Consider the following 18,151-nt stretch of genomic DNA (forward strand, 5'->3'; position numbering starts at 1 on the left):
TTAATGATCAGAAGTGAGATAAGAGAAAAAGCGTTTATGTTTCTTTTTCAGCTTGAACTCCAAAAAGGTGATGAACAGCAGCAACAGCTTGATTTTATCGAGTTTCAGGAAATAAATGAAAGCTCAGCCGTATATTTTAAACAATTGACAGATGGAGTTATTGAGCATAAGGAAGAAATTGATAAATGTTATATACCATTTCTTAAAGGCTGGACAAAAGAAAGACTGCCCAAGGTAGATCTCACTATTATGCGCCTTGCTGTGTTTGAAATGAAATTTGTTGAAGATGTTCCTGATAATGTAGCAATTTCAGAAGCTGTGCTTCTTGCAAAAAAATTCAGCAGCGAAGAGTCAAGATCATATATAAATGCTGTTTTGGGCAAGGTTAGCAGGAATGAGAGTCAGGAAATTATTTTAGAAAAGAAAGAAGACGCTGAAGAAGCAATTAGAGAACATACTGTTGAAGGATCAGGGTCTGGAGAACAATGAGTAAAACAATAACCGTAGCACAATTAAATAAATATGTCGCTGCACTGCTTGATAGAGATGAAAATCTAAAAAATGTTCAGGTCAGCGGAGAGTTGTCCGGATTCAAGACATATGCATCCGGACATATGTATTTTACGCTTAAAGATGAATCTGCATCTGTGAGCTGTGTTATGTTTAAAGGACAGGCAATGAAACTTAAATTCAAGCCTGAAAATGGTATGAAGGTTATAATAACCGCCAAAGCTTCTCTGTATGACCGTGACGGTAGATTTCAGTTATATGCTCAATCCATGCAGCCAGACGGCATAGGCGATCTTTTTCTGGCTTTTGAACAGATGAAGAAAAAGCTTGAAGCAGAAGGTTTGTTTGCGCAGGAGCATAAAAAAAGCATACCATTGCTTCCGGATTGTATAGGGGTTGTAACATCTGCTTCTGGAGCAGTTATACGAGACATAATCAATATTTTACGCAGGCGTTTCCCCGGGTTTAAATTACAGCTTATACCTGTAGCTGTTCAAGGTGATCAGGCCGCTGCGCAGATTGCTCAGGCAATAAAAGTTTTTAATCTTCTTGGCCGGGCAGATGTTTTGATAGTCGGCAGAGGTGGCGGTTCAATGGAGGATCTGTGGGCTTTTAATGAAGAAATAGTTGCCAGAGCTGTATATGAGTCAAAAATACCTGTTATATCGGCTGTCGGACATGAAACTGATTATACGATTTGCGATTTTGCTGCCGATATGCGGGCTCCAACTCCATCTGCAGCAGCAGAATTAGCGATTCCTGTAAAAAATGAAATGCTTATGTCTATTTCTGCTTTTCAGGAAAGAATGAAGAAATCTCTGCTTAGAAGACTGGAATATCAGAAGATAAGATTAACAGGTTTGACTGAAAGACCGGTAATAAAAAATCCTGTTGAGAATATTAACCGGCGCCGTCAGAATCTTGATTGGCTGCAGGATAGGCTTAATAATGCACAGAGCAGTTATTTGAAAAAGGCTGCCGGAGAACTTGGTATACTTATGACTAAACTAGATGCTTTGAGTCCTTTGAAAGTCATGACAAGAGGCTATGCAGTTGTTACCGACAGCAGCAACAAGACTATTCAGTCAACTGCATTTATTCATGTGAATGATGAAATAGATGTGGCATTACAGGATGGGACACTAAATTGTCGGGTCATAAATGTTAAAGACAGGAGGATGTAATCATGTCCGAACAAGAAGAAAAGCAACTTACCTATGAAGAGGCTGCAGGTTCATTGGAAAAAATTGTAAGCAGGCTGGAATCAGGTGATATAACACTTGAGGAATCCATGAATCTTTTTCAGGAAGGTATGAAAATGGCAGGTTATTGTACGGATAAACTGCAGAAGATGGAAGAACAGATAACACGTCTAATGATACAGCCTGATCAGACTGTTGAGGAAGAGAATTATGAATAATGATTTTAATGCAGTATATAAAAAATATCTGACATTAATTGAAGATAATCTTGAGCAGATGCTTACAGATGGATCTGATAACCATAATGATAAAGTTTTGCATGCAGCAAGATATAGTCTTTTGGCAGGTGGAAAGAGAATAAGACCGGTTTTGCTTTTGGCAACAGCCGAGATGTTGTCTGCTGATATGGAAGCAGCATTGAAAATGGCAATTGCAATAGAGATGATACATACATATTCTCTGATACATGATGATTTGCCTTGTATGGATGACGATGATTTGCGGCGTGGAAAACCAACCTGTCACAAAGTTTTTGGTGAGGCTGTGGCTGTTCTGGCAGGTGATGCCTTACTTAACAGAGCCTTTGAGCTTATTTTATCTGCTATAAATATTGATTTGCCAGGTTCTTTGGAAGCCGGACTTAAAATTGCGGCTTCTTCAGGATTGGCGGGTATGATTGCGGGACAATCACTTGATCTTGAAGCTGAGGGCAAGATGCTTGAACTTGATAAATTAACCGAGCTTCATCGTCATAAAACAGGAGCTTTGATTAAAGCTCCCTTAATTGCTGCAGCTTGTCTAGCGCAGTCCCAAAAAACTGTCAGACAGCAGCTTGAAAATTATGCTGATGCGATAGGGCTTGCTTTTCAGATTCAGGACGATATTCTCGATGTAACTGCTGATCAGCAGCTGCTTGGCAAAACCACCGGTAAGGATGTCCGTGACCAAAAGTCTACTTATGTAAATCTACTTGGACTTGAGCAGGCACGTGTAAAATTGGTTGAAGCAGATCAGTCTGCCAGAAAAGCCTTGGTTTGTCTGGAGGAGGCTGGTTTGGATATTGCTTTTCTAAAAGGCATTACCGATTTTTTGCTTAATCGCAATTACTAATTAATAAAAATTTTGGAAATGGAGGGCAGGACATGGCTGATCTGCTGTCTACGCTGGAAAGCCCTGAACAGCTTCTCGAATATGATATAGATAAATTATCTGTTTTGGCGGGAGAATTGCGCCGGAAGATTATAGATACAGTTTCTCAAAATGGTGGTCATTTGGCTTCAAATCTAGGTATGGTTGAGCTTACCTTGGCTTTGTTGGCTGAATTTGACTTCAGGCGGGATAAGATTGTTTTTGATGTAGGACATCAATGCTATTCCTGGAAGCTTCTTACCGGTCGTAAAGAAAAGTTTAATCTTCTACGCCAAAAGGGTGGACTTTCAGGGTTTCCTAAAACTAATGAAAGTTCTTATGATTTTTTCAATACAGGTCACAGCAGTACTTCTATTTCTGCTGCGCTTGGTTTGACAAGAGCAATGGCTCATACAGGTAAAAGCGGACATGTAATAGCTGTTATTGGTGACGGTGCTCTTACAGGAGGCATGGCTTTTGAAGCCTTGAATGATGCCGGACAATCCCAAGAAAATCTGATTGTAGTTTTAAATGATAATCAGATGTCTATCGGCAAAAATGTTGGTGGATTATCAAGTCATCTGGAGAGTCTGAGAATTTCCAGAAGATATATAAAATTGAAATTATCAGTAGAATCTATTTTGCGGAAAATCCCACTTGTAGGCAAACCTTTATGTTCTTTGATCCAAAGAATAAAGAGCATGGACAGACTTTGGCTTAGGGATAGTGGTGTTTTTTTTGAACATTTAGGGTTTAAGTATTATGGTCCTATAGACGGGCATAATCTGAATGATCTTAAGCATCATCTATCTGCTATACATGAAATTAAAGGGCCGGTTTTGCTTCATGTTCTTACGCAAAAGGGCAAAGGTTATTCTTATGCGGAGCAGGCTCCTGACAAGTTTCACGGAACAGCACCTTTTGAAATTGAAAGTGGAGTTTGCAAACCTGGTGAAGTAGTTTGCAATCAGACTTTTTCAAATGCTTTTGGTAAAATAATACTGGATCTGGCAAAAAAAGATACCAGAATATGTGCCGTGTCTGCCGCCATGACATCCGGTACTGGTTTAACTGCTTTTGCAGAACAGTTCCCGGCCAGATTGTTTGATGTAGGTATTGCAGAACAACATGCCTTGACCCTTGCCGCAGGCATGGCGGCAGGAGGAATGAAACCAATTGCGGCATTGTATTCCACATTTTTGCAAAGAGCCTATGATCAACTTTTGCATGATATATGTCTGCAAAACCTGCATGTTGTTATCGCTGTTGATCGTGCCGGCCTTGTAGGTGAAGATGGTGAAACTCATCAGGGCATTTATGATTTGGGGTTTTTAATGCCACTGCCTAATTTGGAGGTATATTGTCCTATTGATGAGTTTAGTTTAAAAAGAGTTATGCAAATTGCCGTTGAATGTGATCATCCGGTAGCTATAAGATATCCACGCAGTTCGATGCCTGATAATTTTGATTATAGCAACACCAATCTGGATAAAAATATATCAAGTCTAAAAATCAAAGAAGGCAATGATTGTACCGTAGTTGTTCTAGGGGTTTTAAGCGAATATACTCTTGAAGCTGCGCAGCGATTGGAGCAGCAGGAAAAAATCAGTTGTGATGTTTTTGCTGTTATAAGGGCGAAACCTTTTGACTTTGAAGTTGTTTCTGCATCTGCAGCTAGAACCGGACGTTTGATAATTATAGAGGATGGCGTTGTCAGAGGTGGTTTTGGCTCTAGTATACTGCCTTCTATTCTCAAAGCTGCACCGAATATTAAGTTTGAGCTGTTGGGAGTGGAAGAGAAGCCTCTAGATCAGGCTGGCAGATTCGAGCTTTTGCATGATCAGCAGCTTGATAGTCAGGGTATTTTTCAAAAAATATTTATGTTTTGTGATCAAAATCATAAAAACAATCTGTTTTGAGTATAATTGTTGAAATTATACATGATAATTCATGTTTTATTCGTTATAATAAAAAACATATTTTGACGGAGGCATAAATGATTTATGCGAATAGGTATTTATTCCAATCCTGATAAGGATCCTGGTTTTGCCATTGCGGCGAAGTTATCAAAACTGATTTTAGAAAACGGGGGGATTCCTCTCGTAGACAGCAGTTATCAGGATTCACCTCTCGAAGATATAGAGGGAGTCGAAATTGATTCGTATAGCTCGGCAGATATTATGATTTGTCTGGGAGGAGACGGAACATTTCTTTCGGCTGTTCATCTTAACGGTTGTAAGAATATACCTATGATCGGGGTAAATCTAGGGAGTGTAGGCTTTTTGCCGGAAATTATTCCAGAGAAGCTGGAGGAATCTGTCAAACTGCTTTTGGCAAAAAAATACAGAATAGAAAAGCGCATGATGCTGGAAGCTGTTTGCCTTAGCCCTGACGGTGATGTTCTGGAATCAGGCAATGCTCTTAATGATGTAGTTATTTCCAGAGGCAGACATTCACGTATACTAACTCTTGATCTGAGGATAAATGATGTTGATGTTGAAAGAATACCTGGAGATGGGTTGATTGTTTCCTCACCTACTGGTTCTACTGCTTATTCTCTGTCTTCCGGTGGACCGATTGTTCATCCCAGTCTGGAATTGATAATGATAAACCCTATTTGTCCTCATACTTTGCATAATCGCAGTTATCTGACGGATGATAAAAGTGAAGTCAGCATTACTATCAAAGACTATCCTTGTTCGACATTGATTGCTATTGATGGCAGACAGGAGATTGAAGTTAAAAGCGGCAGTAAGATTATAGTGCGTAAATCAAAAAATTATTTTTCCTTGATAAAACTGCATGAAGATCAGTTTTTCGCAACTATACCTCATAAAATACATGCCAGGGGGAGCATAAGATGAAACCTAATAGAAATGAAAGACAAGCCAAAATACTTCAGCTGATAAAAGAAAATATTATAGGCACACAGGAAGATCTTGTTGCCGGTCTCAATAATGCTGGTCTGGAGGTTACGCAGGCAACCGTTTCAAGAGATATTAAAGCTCTTGGGGTTATAAAGGTTTCAACAGGTCAGGGCGGGCAGAAGTATGTTGCAATGGAAAGAAGTGGAGAAGGTGCTTCCGGGCGTTTGATGAAGGTTTTTTCTGAAGCTGTAATACAAATAGATACGGCAATGAACCTGGTTGTGCTAAAAACTCTTCCTGGAATGGCTCAGGCAAGTGCATCTGCTCTTGATTCTATGCATCTGGAAGAGGTAATAGGCAGTATTGCAGGAGATGATACTTTGTTTATTGCAACCAATTCCGTACAGCTGGCAAAAGTTCTTGCCGAAAAGCTTAGTCAGCTGACAAGACAGGGGAATACCGGTATTTGACAAAGGCAGGAGGATTCCATGCTTTCAAGACTTGAAATCAGAGATTTTGCATTAATAGAACAAGCTGTTTTAGAACCGGAAGCTGGTTTGATGATTATTTCTGGTGAAACAGGTGCTGGCAAATCTATCCTGATTGACGCTATAGGTTCGCTTAAAGGTGGCAGATTATCCAAGGATATGATCAGATATGGACAAAAAAGAGCGGTTATTGAAGCTCTTTTTTCAAATATTGAACATTGCATGCCTCATAGCTGGCGGCAGGAATTAGCGATTGAGGATGATGAGGATTTGATCCTTTCGCGAGAGATTAACCAGCAGGGTAAAAGTATCTGCCGTATCAATGGACGATTGGTCAATCAATCTGTATTGCGTCAGACTGCCGGCTGGCTGATTGACATTCATGGACAGAACGATCAGCAGACAATTTTTAAAACTGATACACATTTACAGCTTCTGGATAGATTTGGTGGCAAAGCCATCAAAACGGCAAAAGCCGATTTTAAAACAAAGCAGGAGAAGTGCATTAAGTTGAGACAGGAACTGCTTGAATTAGGCGCAGATCCTGCACAAAGAGCAAGACAGATTGATCTTTTGACATATCAGATAAATGAACTTGAAACTGCTGCCGTTCAAAAAGGTGAAGAGGAAAAATTACAAAAAAGACGAAAAATGCTGTCTGGACTTGAACGAATAGAACAAAGCCTTGAAGGTGCATTAAGTCTTCTTTCAGGTGATAGTGATGATGGTATTTCTGCACAATTAGCTCTTGCCATTGACTATCTTGAATTTCCGGCCAGATATATTGATGATGCTGATAATTGCAAAAATGAATTGAATTCTATTCAGGATCAGCTTGCTACACATACTGCTGATATTCGCAGCTGGATTGAGAAATATCAGGCAAAACCTGATGAGCTTGAAAAGACTGAAAATAGACTTGATCTTTTTTACCGGTTGAAAAAGAAATATGGCAGCAGTATGGAAGACGTCATAGAATATGAAAAAAAGGCAAAAGCTAAACTGGAAAAGTTATCAATGGGTGAAGCAAAGTTTGAACAGTTGCGAAAACTTCTGGACGAAGCTTTGCAGGAATTGGCTAGGTCGGCTGTCAAATTATATGATGTAAGATGTAAAACAGCAGAAGAATTAAAGGCGGGTATTACCAGTCAGTTGCTTGATCTTGGAATGAAGGGTGTAAGCTTTTCGGTTGCAATAAAACATTTTGAGCCTGAAGAGGATCATCTTGGCAAAAATAACCTTGATCAAGTAGAGTTTATGATTTCTGCTAATCCCGGCGAACCTTTAAAACCGTTGGTTAAAATTGCTTCAGGCGGCGAAGCTTCAAGAGTTTTGCTGGCAATAAAGACTATTCTTGCAGATGCAGATGATATTCCGGTATTAATTTTTGACGAAATTGATACCGGTGTCAGTGGTCAGACTGCAGGTATGGTTGCAGATAAATTAAAACAAATTGCAAAAAAAAGACAGGTTCTTTGCATTACACATATGGCTCAAATTGCTGCTAAAGCTGATCAGCATATATTAATTGAAAAAAGCAGCGATGATGTAAGTACCAGAACAAATCTTCAAATATTAGACAGAGCCGGCCGTTTAGGTGAAGTCGCTCGACTGCTTAGCGGCGGTGTTGCTGACAATAAAGCAAGAGAACTTGCAGCACAAATGCTTAATTAGAATTGTATTTTTGCAAAAAATCTAATGCCTTGCGAAAGTCTGATGTTAAAGGCGCTTTTACCGTTTGTATTTTCAGACTGCAAGGATGCACAAAGCTAAGTGAAAAAGCGTGTAATGCCTGCCTCTGGAATAAACTCTCAGCTAAAATTTGTTTTTCTGTGAGCGTGGAAGGATCTTTTTCTGCCAGCCCATACAACCAGTCTCCTAGTAAAGGATGACCTATTGACTGACTGTGTAGCCTGATCTGATGTGTGCGGCCTGTTATAAGCTTAAAGCTGACAAGTGAAACGTCATAAGCCGCGAAGTATCTACGTAATTCCCAGTCTGTATGTGCAGATAGGCCATTATCATCAATTCTACGCAGCATGATACTGTCAGGGTCTCTTCCTATCGGCAGCATAATTGAGCCTTTTTTATCAGGCATTTTACCGTGTACAAGGGCAAGATAAGACTTATCCATTTTATTTGATGTAATTACATGATGTGCATGTCCGTTTAATGCTATCAAAAGAGTTCCTGTTGTGTCTCGGTCAAGTCTTGTTACCGGATGTAATGGATAGTCTGCCAGTCTATCTGTGGCAGAGCCTTTATCGTGTAAATATGTAGGATGTGTGACCATATCTGCAGGTTTGTTAACAACAATCAGCCAATCATCATGATATAATACCGGTAGAGAAGGATCTTTACGCAAAGGTGCAATATCGTTGCCTTTAGGATGATATTGCGCCTCAAGCAGGTCTCCGGCTTCAACTGGATCAATCATACGGCAGTGTTGACCATTTTTGGTAAGAGAACCGTGCAAACGAATTTTTTTGCTCATCATTCTTGACATACCTGTACGTTTGCACAGCACATCGACTGCTCTGTGTCCGTTGTCCGATTCCTTAACTATATACTTCAAATACAATTTACCTACCTCCACGACGAATTATTTTTAACACGTTTACAGAATATAAGTCAAATCGTGAAAAAATTACGGAAAAATATTGTAGAATTGATAAAACTTTGGTATTGTATTCACTTGGGAGGTGAGTCAAATCATGGGAGCAACAAAAACAATGACTCATGACGAGAAGGTCCAGGCTCTGGATCAGGTAATCCAACGCTTTAGTAAAGATGGAAGAAAAGCGTTGATGCAGGTTTTGCAGGAGGCACAGAACATATACGGGTATCTGCCGCTTCCGGTACAAAGAACTGTAGCACTTGGCCTGGGAGTATCTGTGGCTGAAGTTTATGGTGTCGTTTCATTCTACTCATTCTTTTCATTGACACCAAAAGGAGAATATGTCGTCAGCATATGCATGGGAACAGCATGCTATGTTAAAGGTTCACAGGCTATTCTCGACAAAATAGAAAAAGAACTGGGAATCAAAGCCGGTGAATGTTCCAAGGACGGCAAATTCTCAATAAATGCCTGTCGTTGTATCGGTGCCTGCGGTCTCGCTCCGGTTATCACGATCAACGAAGATGTTTACGGACGTCTGTCGGCTGATGAGATTCCGGCAATACTGGCAAAATACAAGGAGGCGTAAGCTCATGGATCTTTACAGAGCACATATCCTGGTTTGCTGCGGTACTGGCTGCACCTCATCTCAATCAATCAGGATAATGGAAAATTTTGAAGAGCAGCTGGCTGATAATAAAATCAGCAATGAAGTTAAGGTAGTTAAAACAGGTTGTTTCGGTTTATGTGCCGAAGGGCCTATCGTAGTAGTATATCCTGAAGGCGTTATGTATTTCAGAGTTGAGCCTGAAGATGTTTCCGAAATCGTTTCCGAACATCTGGTAAAGGGTCGTTTTGTTACACGCCTGATGACAGTTTCACATGAGAAAAAAGTTGAACATGCACAGAATGTTGAAGAATCAGACTTTTTCAAAAAGCAGCTGCGTGTTGCTTTGAAAAATTGTGGCATAATCAATCCTGAGCTGATCGAAGAATACATAGCACATGATGGCTATAGTGCTCTTGGTCAGATTTTGTCTGAAAAAATTGCCCCGCTTGATGTTATTGATATGATCAAGAAATCAGGTCTTCGCGGACGTGGCGGCGGCGGTTTCCCAACCGGTTTGAAATGGGAGTTCGCAGCAAAACAGCAAAATGAGCAAAAATATGTCTGCTGTAATGCCGATGAAGGGGACCCTGGTGCATTTATGGATCGTTCCATATTGGAAGGTGATCCGCACAGTGTTGTTGAGGCTATGGCAATAGCAGCATATGCGATCGGTGCTAATCAGGGATACGTTTATGTACGTGCTGAATATCCGATAGCAGTTGAGCGTTTACAGTTGGCAATAGACCAGGCTCGTGAATATGGCTTGATTGGGAAAAATATATTTGAAAGCGGTTTTGATTTTGATCTTGAAATCAGACTTGGAGCAGGTGCTTTCGTATGTGGCGAAGAAACCGCTCTGATGCGCTCGATCGAGGGTAAACGTGGTAATCCTACACCTCGTCCTCCATTCCCGGCTGTTAAAGGACTCTTTGGCAAACCAACCATTCTTAACAATGTTGAAACTTATGCAAATATTCCGGCAATTATCCGTAACGGACCACAATGGTTTGCTGATATGGGTACTGAAAAGAGTAAAGGAACCAAAGTTTTTGCTATTGGTGGAAAAATAAACAATGTTGGTCTGGTTGAAATCCCTATGGGAACTACCGTGCGTGAGATCGTATATGATATCGGTGGTGGTATCCCTGACAATAAAGCATTCAAGGCTGTACAGACTGGCGGTCCTTCAGGCGGTTGCATACCTGCTTCTTTGCTTGACGTGCCCATCGACTATGATAATCTGATTGCTGCAGGATCAATGATGGGTTCCGGCGGTCTGATCGTTATGGATGAAGAAACCTGTATGGTTGATATTGCGAAATTCTTCCTTGAGTTTACGGTTGAGGAGTCATGTGGTAAATGTGCTCCGTGTAGAATAGGAACCAAGCGTATGTTTGAAATGCTGGAGAAAATTACCAGCGGTAAAGGTACAATGGATGATGTTGATAATCTGGAACGTATTGCCGTTTCTATCAAAGAAGGTTCATTATGTGCTTTAGGTCAGACAGCGCCTAATCCAATTCTTTCAACACTTAAGCATTTCCGTGAAGAATATATTGAACATGTAACTGAGCAGAAATGTCGTTGTGGTGTATGTAAAGAACTTACAACATTCTACGTCATACCTGAGCTTTGTAAAAAATGTGGTCTTTGTGCCAAACGTTGTCCTGTTGATTGCATAAGCGGTGTTCTGGGCAAAGAGCCATATGTAATTGATACTTCCAAGTGTATCAAGTGTGGCGCTTGTGAGACGGCATGTAAGTTCAAAGCAATAATCCGGAAATGATACTGAGTAAGGAGCGTGAAGATAAGTGAACATGGTAAACGTGACAATAGATGATGTTCAGGTTAGTGTTCCTTCCAATTTTACTATTTTGGAAGCAGCACGTAAGGCTGGCATCAATGTACCGACCCTTTGCTACATGAAAGGTATCAATGAGGTTGGAGCTTGCCGTGTATGTTTGGTCGAAGTTGTCGGCGGACGTGCATTGGCTGCTGCCTGTGTTAATCCTGTAACGGATGGCATGGTTGTAAAAACTAATACTAACAGAGTACGTGCTACAAGAAAATCAACTCTGGAAATGATTCTTTCTGATCACAACAGAGAATGTCTTTCCTGTATCCGTAACAAAAACTGTGAGCTGCAGGATTTGAGTGAACGTTACAATATCAGAAGTATTGCTTTTGAAGGCGAGAAGAGCATTGAGAAAATAGACGATAAATCAATGTCTATCTATCGTAATTCAAGCAAATGTATTTTGTGTGGACGTTGTGTAGCAGCTTGTGATAAACAGTCAATAGGTGTTTTGTCTTTTATTAACAGAGGTTTTGCAACAGCAATAGGCCCTGCTTATGATGTAAGTATGGCTGATGCCCCTTGTATCTACTGTGGACAGTGTATAATAGCTTGTCCGGTAGGTGCTCTTCATGAGAAAGAAGAAGACGAAACAGTATTTAATGCCATTAATGATCCTAAAAAGCATGTTGTTGTTCAGGTTGCACCTGCTGTACGTGCTGCTTTGGGTGAAGAATTCGGCTTGCCTATGGGTACAAGAGTAACCGGCAAAATGTTTGCTGCTCTGCGCCGTATGGGCTTTGACAAAATTTATGATACAAACTTCGGTGCTGACCTTACCATTATTGAAGAAGGAAATGAACTTCTTAACAGAATTAATAATGGTGGCAAATTGCCGATGATTACTTCCTGTTCTCCTGGATGGGTTCGTTTTGCAGAATTTTATTATCCTGATTTCCTGGATAATCTTTCTACATGTAAATCACCTCATCAGATGGAAGGTGCAATTATCAAGTCTTATTATGCCAAGAAGAAAGGTATTGCTCCTGAGGATATTTTTGTAGTATCTGTTATGCCTTGTACATCGAAGAAAACAGAAGCGTCCCGTGAAGAAATGTTCAATCCTACCACAGGACAACGTGATGTTGATGCTGTTGTTACAACACGTGAGCTGGCACGTATGATTAAGACATCAGGTATTGATTTCCTTAAACTTCCTGATGAAGGACCAGATAACGACCTGATTGGTGAATATACCGGTGCTGGTGTTATCTTTGGTGCAACAGGTGGTGTTATGGAAGCTGCTCTTCGTACAGTAGCCGATATACTTGAAGATAAGGATCTGCCTGAGTTTGAGTATAAGGTTGTTCGTGGTGTTGATGCAGGCATTAAAGAAGCACAGCTTACTGTTGGTGGACATGATCTGCGTATAGCTGTTGCTCATAGCACAGCAGCTGCAAGAAAACTCTTGGATGCTATTCGTGATGGCAGCGCACCTGAATATCACTTCATCGAAATTATGGGATGTGACGGTGGTTGTGTCTGCGGTGGCGGACAACCTCAGGTTCATGCACAGGATCTGATGGATGTTGATATTCGCGAGCTTAGAGCAAAGGCTCTTTATGAAGAAGATACAGTTAAGGAACTGCGTAAATCACATCAGAATCCTGATGTTATCTCTCTTTATAAGAATTTCCTTGGCGAAGCTAATGGACATCTTTCACATGAACTCTTGCATACTCATTATCATGCAAGAGAAATTTATCCAGATAGTCTGGTAAGCGAAGAATAAAGTTAATAATTTTTATTAGCTGATATTTTGTACAAATTTTTTATTAAGCTGCTGTGCTAAGAGATTAGACAGCAGCTTAATTTTTTTTTGTGACAGAGGTTGAGTATAGTCGTTCTTGCAGGATAATGCCTACATTGATAATTTGTTTGCATATTTATACTATTTTTAAAATTCATTTGAGCTTAGCAGCTTATTTTTGTTGACAATGCACAGGTTGTTTCTATAGAATGTAAAAGATACAGTTTGTAGCTTAATAAATTATGTGCCGATATAGCGTTTAGTAGCTATATAGCCTTGAATGTTTATATAGTTTTGCTTATATTTCCACAATAATCATATAGCACATCTGTTGTAACTTGATAAATAAATATGGGGGTGATTGCCATTAATTGGCTGGAACTGATTATCGGTCTGGTCATTGGGCTTATTATTGCATCCGCAGCAACGGTAGCATATTATCGTATTGGATTCAGTAAAAGAGGTAAAGCTATTGAAGCTGAACTGGAGAAAGCTGAGCAGGATGCTGCAGGCATGCTTGGTGAAGCTCAAAAGACCGGTGAAAACAGAAAAAGAGAGCTCCTTCTGCAAGCCAAGGAGGAGATACATAAAGCGAGGCTTGAATTTGAAAAAGATGTTCGTGAGAAGAAAACTGATTTGCAGCGTGAACGTAACAGAATTGATCAGAAAGAGGAATCGCTGGAAAGAAAGATTGAAACTCTTGAACAAAAAGAGGAAGCTTTGGAAACCAGAGTCAGTGATGTATTGGCAATGGAAGAAAAGGCAAGAGAACTGGAAAAACAAAAAGTTATTGAATTGGAACGTATATCCAGCTTGACGGTTGAAGATGCCAGAAATATGGTATTAGAAGAAGCCAGACTGGAATACAGGCATGACATGGCCGTTATGCTCAGACAGATGGAAGAAACTGCTAAAGAAGAAGCTGATCGTAAGGCTAAAGAGATCATTGTTGGTTCTATTCAAAGATACGCAGCTGATTATGTTTCAGAGACAACTGTTTCAGTTGTTACTTTGCCTAATGATGAAATGAAAGGTCGGATTATCGGACGAGAGGGTCGGAATATCAGAACGATTGAGACTCTTACCGGTGTTGATCTGATCATTGATGATACACCTGAAGCTGTAATTCTATCAAGTTTTGATCCGATTCGCAGAGAAATTGCCAGAATTACAATCGAAAAACTAATTTTGGATGGGAGAATTCATCCGGCCAGAATTGAGGAAATGGTTGAAAAAGCCCATAAAGAAGTTGATGCGACAATTAAACAGGAAGGCGATCGTGCTGTTTTTGAAACTGGCATAATGGGTCTGCATCCTGAAATTGTTAAACTAATGGGCAAACTAAGATACCGCACAAGTTATGGACAGAATGTTTTACAACATTCGATAGAAGTATGTTGGCTTACCGGTATGATGGCAGCGGAACTTGGTCTTGATGTAATGCTGGCTAAAAGAGCTGGTTTACTACATGATCTTGGAAAAGCGGCAGATTTTGAAATGGAAGGTTCTCATATATCTCTTGGTGCTGAAATTGCCAAGAAATACAAAGAAGGGCCTGACGTTATAAATGCAATTGAATCCCATCATGGAGATGTTGAACCAACATCTATGATATCGGTTTTGGTTGCAGCTGCAGATGCTATATCAGCAGCCCGTCCCGGTGCAAGAAGAGAAAATCTGGAGACTTATATAAAGAGAATTCAGAAACTGGAAGAAATTGCCAATTCTTTTGAAGGTGTCGAAAAAACTTTTGCCATTCAGGCGGGACGTGAAATAAGAGTTATGGTCAAACCTGAAAACGTCAGAGATGACGAAATGATTCTAAAAGCACGTGAAATCTGTAAGAGAATTGAGGATGAGCTTGATTATCCCGGACAGATCAAAGTGCATATAATCAGAGAAACCCGTGTTACTGAATTTGCAAAATAATTTGTGATACGTAGTTATATACGTTTTTTCAGTAAATACGAAGATAATTAAATGCAATGTAAAAGAGGAGTCAATCTGACTCCTCTTTTTTTGCAGGCACTGTTAAACAATGCTAAAATGTAAGAAAGAAAATTGCAGGAGGACATTCCTTGAATATATTAATGATAGGCGATATTGTTGGAGCCAGTGGAAGACATTTGCTGAGAGATCATCTGGCGGTAATTAAAGAGCGTTTTGAGATTGATGTTTGTATTGCTAATGGTGAAAATGCTGCGGCTGGTTTAGGTCTTAGTACCATTTTAGCAGAAGAAATCATATCATATGGTGTTGACGCTATAACAATGGGCAATCACACCTGGTCTAAACGTGATTTTATTGGCGGTATAGATGATCTGCGTGAAGTTGTAAGACCTGCTAATGGCCCGGAAACATGGCCGGGACGAGATCATACGATAGTTAGAAATGAAAAAGGAACTGTTATTGTTGTTAATTTATTGGGAAGAGTTTATATGGATTCACTAAACGATCCTTTTCAAATGATTTTGCCATTTTTAGAAAATTTAAAAATCAAATATAAAACCAAGATAGTTGTTGTGGATTTTCATGCTGAAGCAACCTCGGAGAAGATCGCAATGGGTTGGTATCTTGATGGACAGGCAACATTAGTGGCAGGAACGCATACACATGTACAAACTGCCGATGAAAGACTTTTAGAAGAAGGTACGGCATATATTACAGATGTTGGCATGACAGGGCCGATAGACGGTATAATAGGCATGGATAGAAAATCATCTCTAAGAAGGTTTGTTGAACGTCTGCCTGCGCCTTATGAGGCCGCCCGCGGCCGTTCTGCACTTAATGCTGTTATAATCTCGGTTGATTGTGCTAGTGGGCAGGCGCGTACAATCAAAAGAATCTGCTGGCCTCATTTAAATTTAACAGGAGAATAAGAATTGATAAAGAATAAATATATTTTGAACGGTAAAAGAATAGCAGTTTTTTTGTTTGCCTGCCTGTTTTTTTTGATGTCTGGCTGTAGTTATGGAAGTTATGATAACTATCCGACTACGCTGCCGGCTGAAACCAGTCAGAATAATTATTATCAACCTGAAGAAAAGGGCGAATCAGCACCTTTAAGAATATGGTGGAGCAAAAGAAATAATTTTAATCCCCATTTTGATAATACTCTTTCCGGTCAGGCTGCATATGATCTCATATTTGAATCGTTAATTAAATTTAATGAACAAGGTGAAATATTATTAAATCTGGCTGATAATCTGGAATGGTCGGAAGACAATCTTACGTTAAAAATAACGGTTAAGCAGAATTGTCTTTTTCATGATGGTAAAGAACTCACGGCGGCCGACGTTGCACAATCATTGGCTTATGTTTGGTCTGAAAACTCAGGAATAGAATTCAGGGCAGATAGCCATAGCAAAATACCTGGTGAAGATTCTGATGACGATTCAGAAGACACCGATACAGATAATGAAGATGAAGATGATCAGAATAATGGTGAAGATTTGACTGAAGACGAAGACGAGGTCTCAGAAGAAGATTCAGAAGATGGTGATAAAGACGAAGACGAGGATGAAGATGAGGAAGATAATACTATTATTTTCCCGCAACGAGAAACATCTGAAGAGGTCTTTGCAAGCCTTGCAGGAATTTCTGTAGTTGACAGATACACAATAGAATGTAATTTTTCTCAGCCTGTCAGAACTTTTTTTTCTTATCTTGACTTTCCGGTGATTCCGGCTAATGCCTGGACAATTGAAGATACTGATTCTGAAGATTCAGCAGATCAGTCTGAGATAATTTCCCCAAATTTAATTGCTGGTACAGGCAGATTCAAAATGGAAAGAATAGATGATGCCGGTAACTTGTGGCTAAGTCTGGTAAATTCAGATGATAAAGACAGTGTAAATTCAGTTGTTTTAAAACAATATGGTAAAATCAATGAAGCGATGAGAGCCTTAGAAGCGGATGAACTTGATCTGGTTTTACTGGACACCGATCAATACCCTTTGTATCACCGGAGAAATAATCTTGATATTGTACGGTATACCGGCGATAGATCTGTATTTCTATCGGTTCAGACTGATAGCGGATTTTTTTCGGAAGTGCAAAATCTTTTTGCATTAAAGAAAAATCTTCAAAAAGATTATTTGGCTCAGAGCAGCATTATATGGCCTGGTGAATTAGCTGATGTACCAATTTCTTTCAAAAGAGCACAAATAGACCATGAGGCTGTCAGGTATGCTTCCATACTAAATGATATTAAAAAGCAGTTAAATCTTGAATCAGATGATTTTGTAAATAATGTTTTAAACATTTCTGAAATACCTGATAATCAGGAAACTTCGCAAAACGAAGATTCAAGTGATGAAGATGCTGAAAAAGAGAATAAAAAACCTGCAAATAATTTTGTAACAGTTAAAATGATTGTTCCTGAAATTGATTATGCGGTAGTTTCTGCTGAGAATATTTCGGTACTGCTATCTGATTATATTAATATTGAAATAAATGTTTTACCGGCATTGGAATATATGACTGCTTTACAGTCTGGTGATTATGAGCTTGCCTGGTGTGAAGCAAAAGTGCCTTTGATTTCTGATCCTGCCTGGTTATATGGACCAGATGGGTCGGTTGAAGAAATTTTGTGGTTTGATCAAGCTTATTTGCAGGGATATAACAATTTTGTATTGCAGCTTGATAAATATCATGATCTATGGCATAAGCCGTCTGAAACTGATAAAATAGAGGGCACGGATTATATTGGCGACTACAGTATGCTGCTAGGTAATATTGCTGCCAGATCGACTTTTATTCATTTATCCTGTAATCGGCAGGTAGCCGTCAAATAGGGCTCGGGTTAAGTGTTTCTCAGCCAAATCTGAGAAAAACCATTCGAGCGATGAACCTTGACAATTGAATAGTGGTGAAAACATTAATAGATCAGAAAAATGGCTGTTTCCTGGCTCCTGATGTTGAAAGAAAGGAATCAGAAACAAGCCGCAGTCGCGGTTGAGCAGTGCATTTCTAGTTAGGCGATATCATCAAACTGGAATCAAACTAAACTGTTGCAATCGGTCGATGACCGCACGGATCAACCATTCAATCTTCCAGTCCTTAGCATAACGAAGATGGCGATAGCGTCCATTCCCGCAGATGTTCGCAGCTAGATGATAGAAC

At 39.8% G+C, this 18,151-nt stretch carries 15 protein-coding genes; 14 read left to right on the forward strand and 1 reads right to left on the reverse strand.

The window, feature by feature from the left end; all coding sequences use genetic code 11:
* Nucleotides 1-3 precede the first annotated feature (3 nt).
* From nusB to recN, 8 genes are all read left to right on the forward strand, one after another.
* On the forward strand, nt 4-489 hold the full coding sequence (nusB, locus tag AC0KSB_RS11800) for a transcription antitermination factor NusB (RefSeq protein ID WP_472309500.1): 486 nt from the start codon (nt 4-6) through the stop codon (nt 487-489).
* Nucleotides 486-1,694, forward strand: a complete 1,209-nt coding sequence (gene xseA, locus AC0KSB_RS11805) for an exodeoxyribonuclease VII large subunit (RefSeq protein ID WP_472309502.1) — start codon at nt 486-488, stop codon at nt 1,692-1,694. The genes nusB and xseA overlap by 4 nt, the downstream gene beginning before the upstream one ends.
* Before the next feature lie 2 nt (nt 1,695-1,696).
* Entirely contained in the window at nt 1,697-1,930 is a 234-nt protein-coding gene (gene xseB / locus AC0KSB_RS11810) for an exodeoxyribonuclease VII small subunit (protein ID WP_472309504.1), read from the forward strand.
* A complete protein-coding gene (locus tag AC0KSB_RS11815; RefSeq protein ID WP_472309506.1) occupies nt 1,923-2,822 on the forward strand; it encodes a polyprenyl synthetase family protein in 900 nt (299 codons plus the stop codon). The genes xseB and AC0KSB_RS11815 overlap by 8 nt, the downstream gene beginning before the upstream one ends.
* 32 nt (nt 2,823-2,854) lie before the next feature.
* Nucleotides 2,855-4,759, forward strand: coding sequence for a 1-deoxy-D-xylulose-5-phosphate synthase (dxs, locus tag AC0KSB_RS11820; RefSeq protein WP_472309508.1), 1,905 nt, complete (start codon nt 2,855-2,857; stop codon nt 4,757-4,759).
* An 84-nt stretch (nt 4,760-4,843) separates the two neighbouring features.
* Nucleotides 4,844-5,704 carry an NAD(+)/NADH kinase gene (locus tag AC0KSB_RS11825; protein ID WP_472309510.1) on the forward strand — a complete coding sequence of 287 codons (861 nt, stop codon included), beginning with the start codon at nt 4,844-4,846 and terminating at the stop codon, nt 5,702-5,704.
* Nucleotides 5,701-6,177, forward strand: coding sequence for an arginine repressor (argR, locus tag AC0KSB_RS11830; RefSeq protein WP_472309512.1), 477 nt, complete (start codon nt 5,701-5,703; stop codon nt 6,175-6,177). The genes AC0KSB_RS11825 and argR overlap by 4 nt, the downstream gene beginning before the upstream one ends.
* A gap of 18 nt (nt 6,178-6,195) precedes the next feature.
* Nucleotides 6,196-7,869: a DNA repair protein RecN gene (recN, locus tag AC0KSB_RS11835; RefSeq protein WP_472309514.1), complete on the forward strand. Its 1,674-nt coding sequence runs from the start codon at nt 6,196-6,198 to the stop codon at nt 7,867-7,869.
* Here recN and AC0KSB_RS11840 read toward each other — a convergent pair.
* On the reverse strand, nt 7,862-8,776 hold the full coding sequence (locus tag AC0KSB_RS11840; RefSeq protein WP_472309516.1) for an RluA family pseudouridine synthase: 915 nt from the start codon (nt 8,774-8,776) through the stop codon (nt 7,862-7,864). The two genes, recN and AC0KSB_RS11840, sit on opposite strands and share 8 nt — an antisense overlap.
* A gap of 133 nt (nt 8,777-8,909) precedes the next feature.
* Between AC0KSB_RS11840 and AC0KSB_RS11845 the strand changes: the two genes are divergently transcribed.
* The 6 genes from AC0KSB_RS11845 to AC0KSB_RS11870 all read left to right on the forward strand — a co-directional run bounded on the left by AC0KSB_RS11845 (nt 8,910) and on the right by AC0KSB_RS11870 (nt 17,823).
* Nucleotides 8,910-9,401: an NADH-quinone oxidoreductase subunit NuoE family protein gene (locus AC0KSB_RS11845; protein WP_472309518.1), complete on the forward strand. Its 492-nt coding sequence runs from the start codon at nt 8,910-8,912 to the stop codon at nt 9,399-9,401.
* 4 nt (nt 9,402-9,405) lie between these two features.
* Complete coding sequence (gene nuoF, locus AC0KSB_RS11850; RefSeq protein WP_472309520.1) at nt 9,406-11,208, forward strand: NADH-quinone oxidoreductase subunit NuoF; 1,803 nt, start codon at nt 9,406-9,408, stop codon at nt 11,206-11,208.
* A gap of 31 nt (nt 11,209-11,239) precedes the next feature.
* Complete coding sequence (locus tag AC0KSB_RS11855; RefSeq protein WP_472309530.1) at nt 11,240-13,009, forward strand: NADH-dependent [FeFe] hydrogenase, group A6; 1,770 nt, start codon at nt 11,240-11,242, stop codon at nt 13,007-13,009.
* A gap of 375 nt (nt 13,010-13,384) precedes the next feature.
* Complete coding sequence (gene rny, locus AC0KSB_RS11860) at nt 13,385-14,956, forward strand: ribonuclease Y (RefSeq protein WP_472309522.1); 1,572 nt, start codon at nt 13,385-13,387, stop codon at nt 14,954-14,956.
* A gap of 149 nt (nt 14,957-15,105) precedes the next feature.
* Nucleotides 15,106-15,906, forward strand: coding sequence for a TIGR00282 family metallophosphoesterase (locus AC0KSB_RS11865; protein WP_472309524.1), 801 nt, complete (start codon nt 15,106-15,108; stop codon nt 15,904-15,906).
* Between the two features lie 3 nt (nt 15,907-15,909).
* Nucleotides 15,910-17,823 (forward strand): ABC transporter substrate-binding protein, encoded by a 1,914-nt coding sequence (locus AC0KSB_RS11870; protein WP_472309526.1) that lies wholly within the window; start codon nt 15,910-15,912, stop codon nt 17,821-17,823.
* The last annotated feature ends 328 nt before the right edge of the window (nt 17,824-18,151 follow it).

Source organism: Ercella succinigenes (assembly GCF_900002895.1).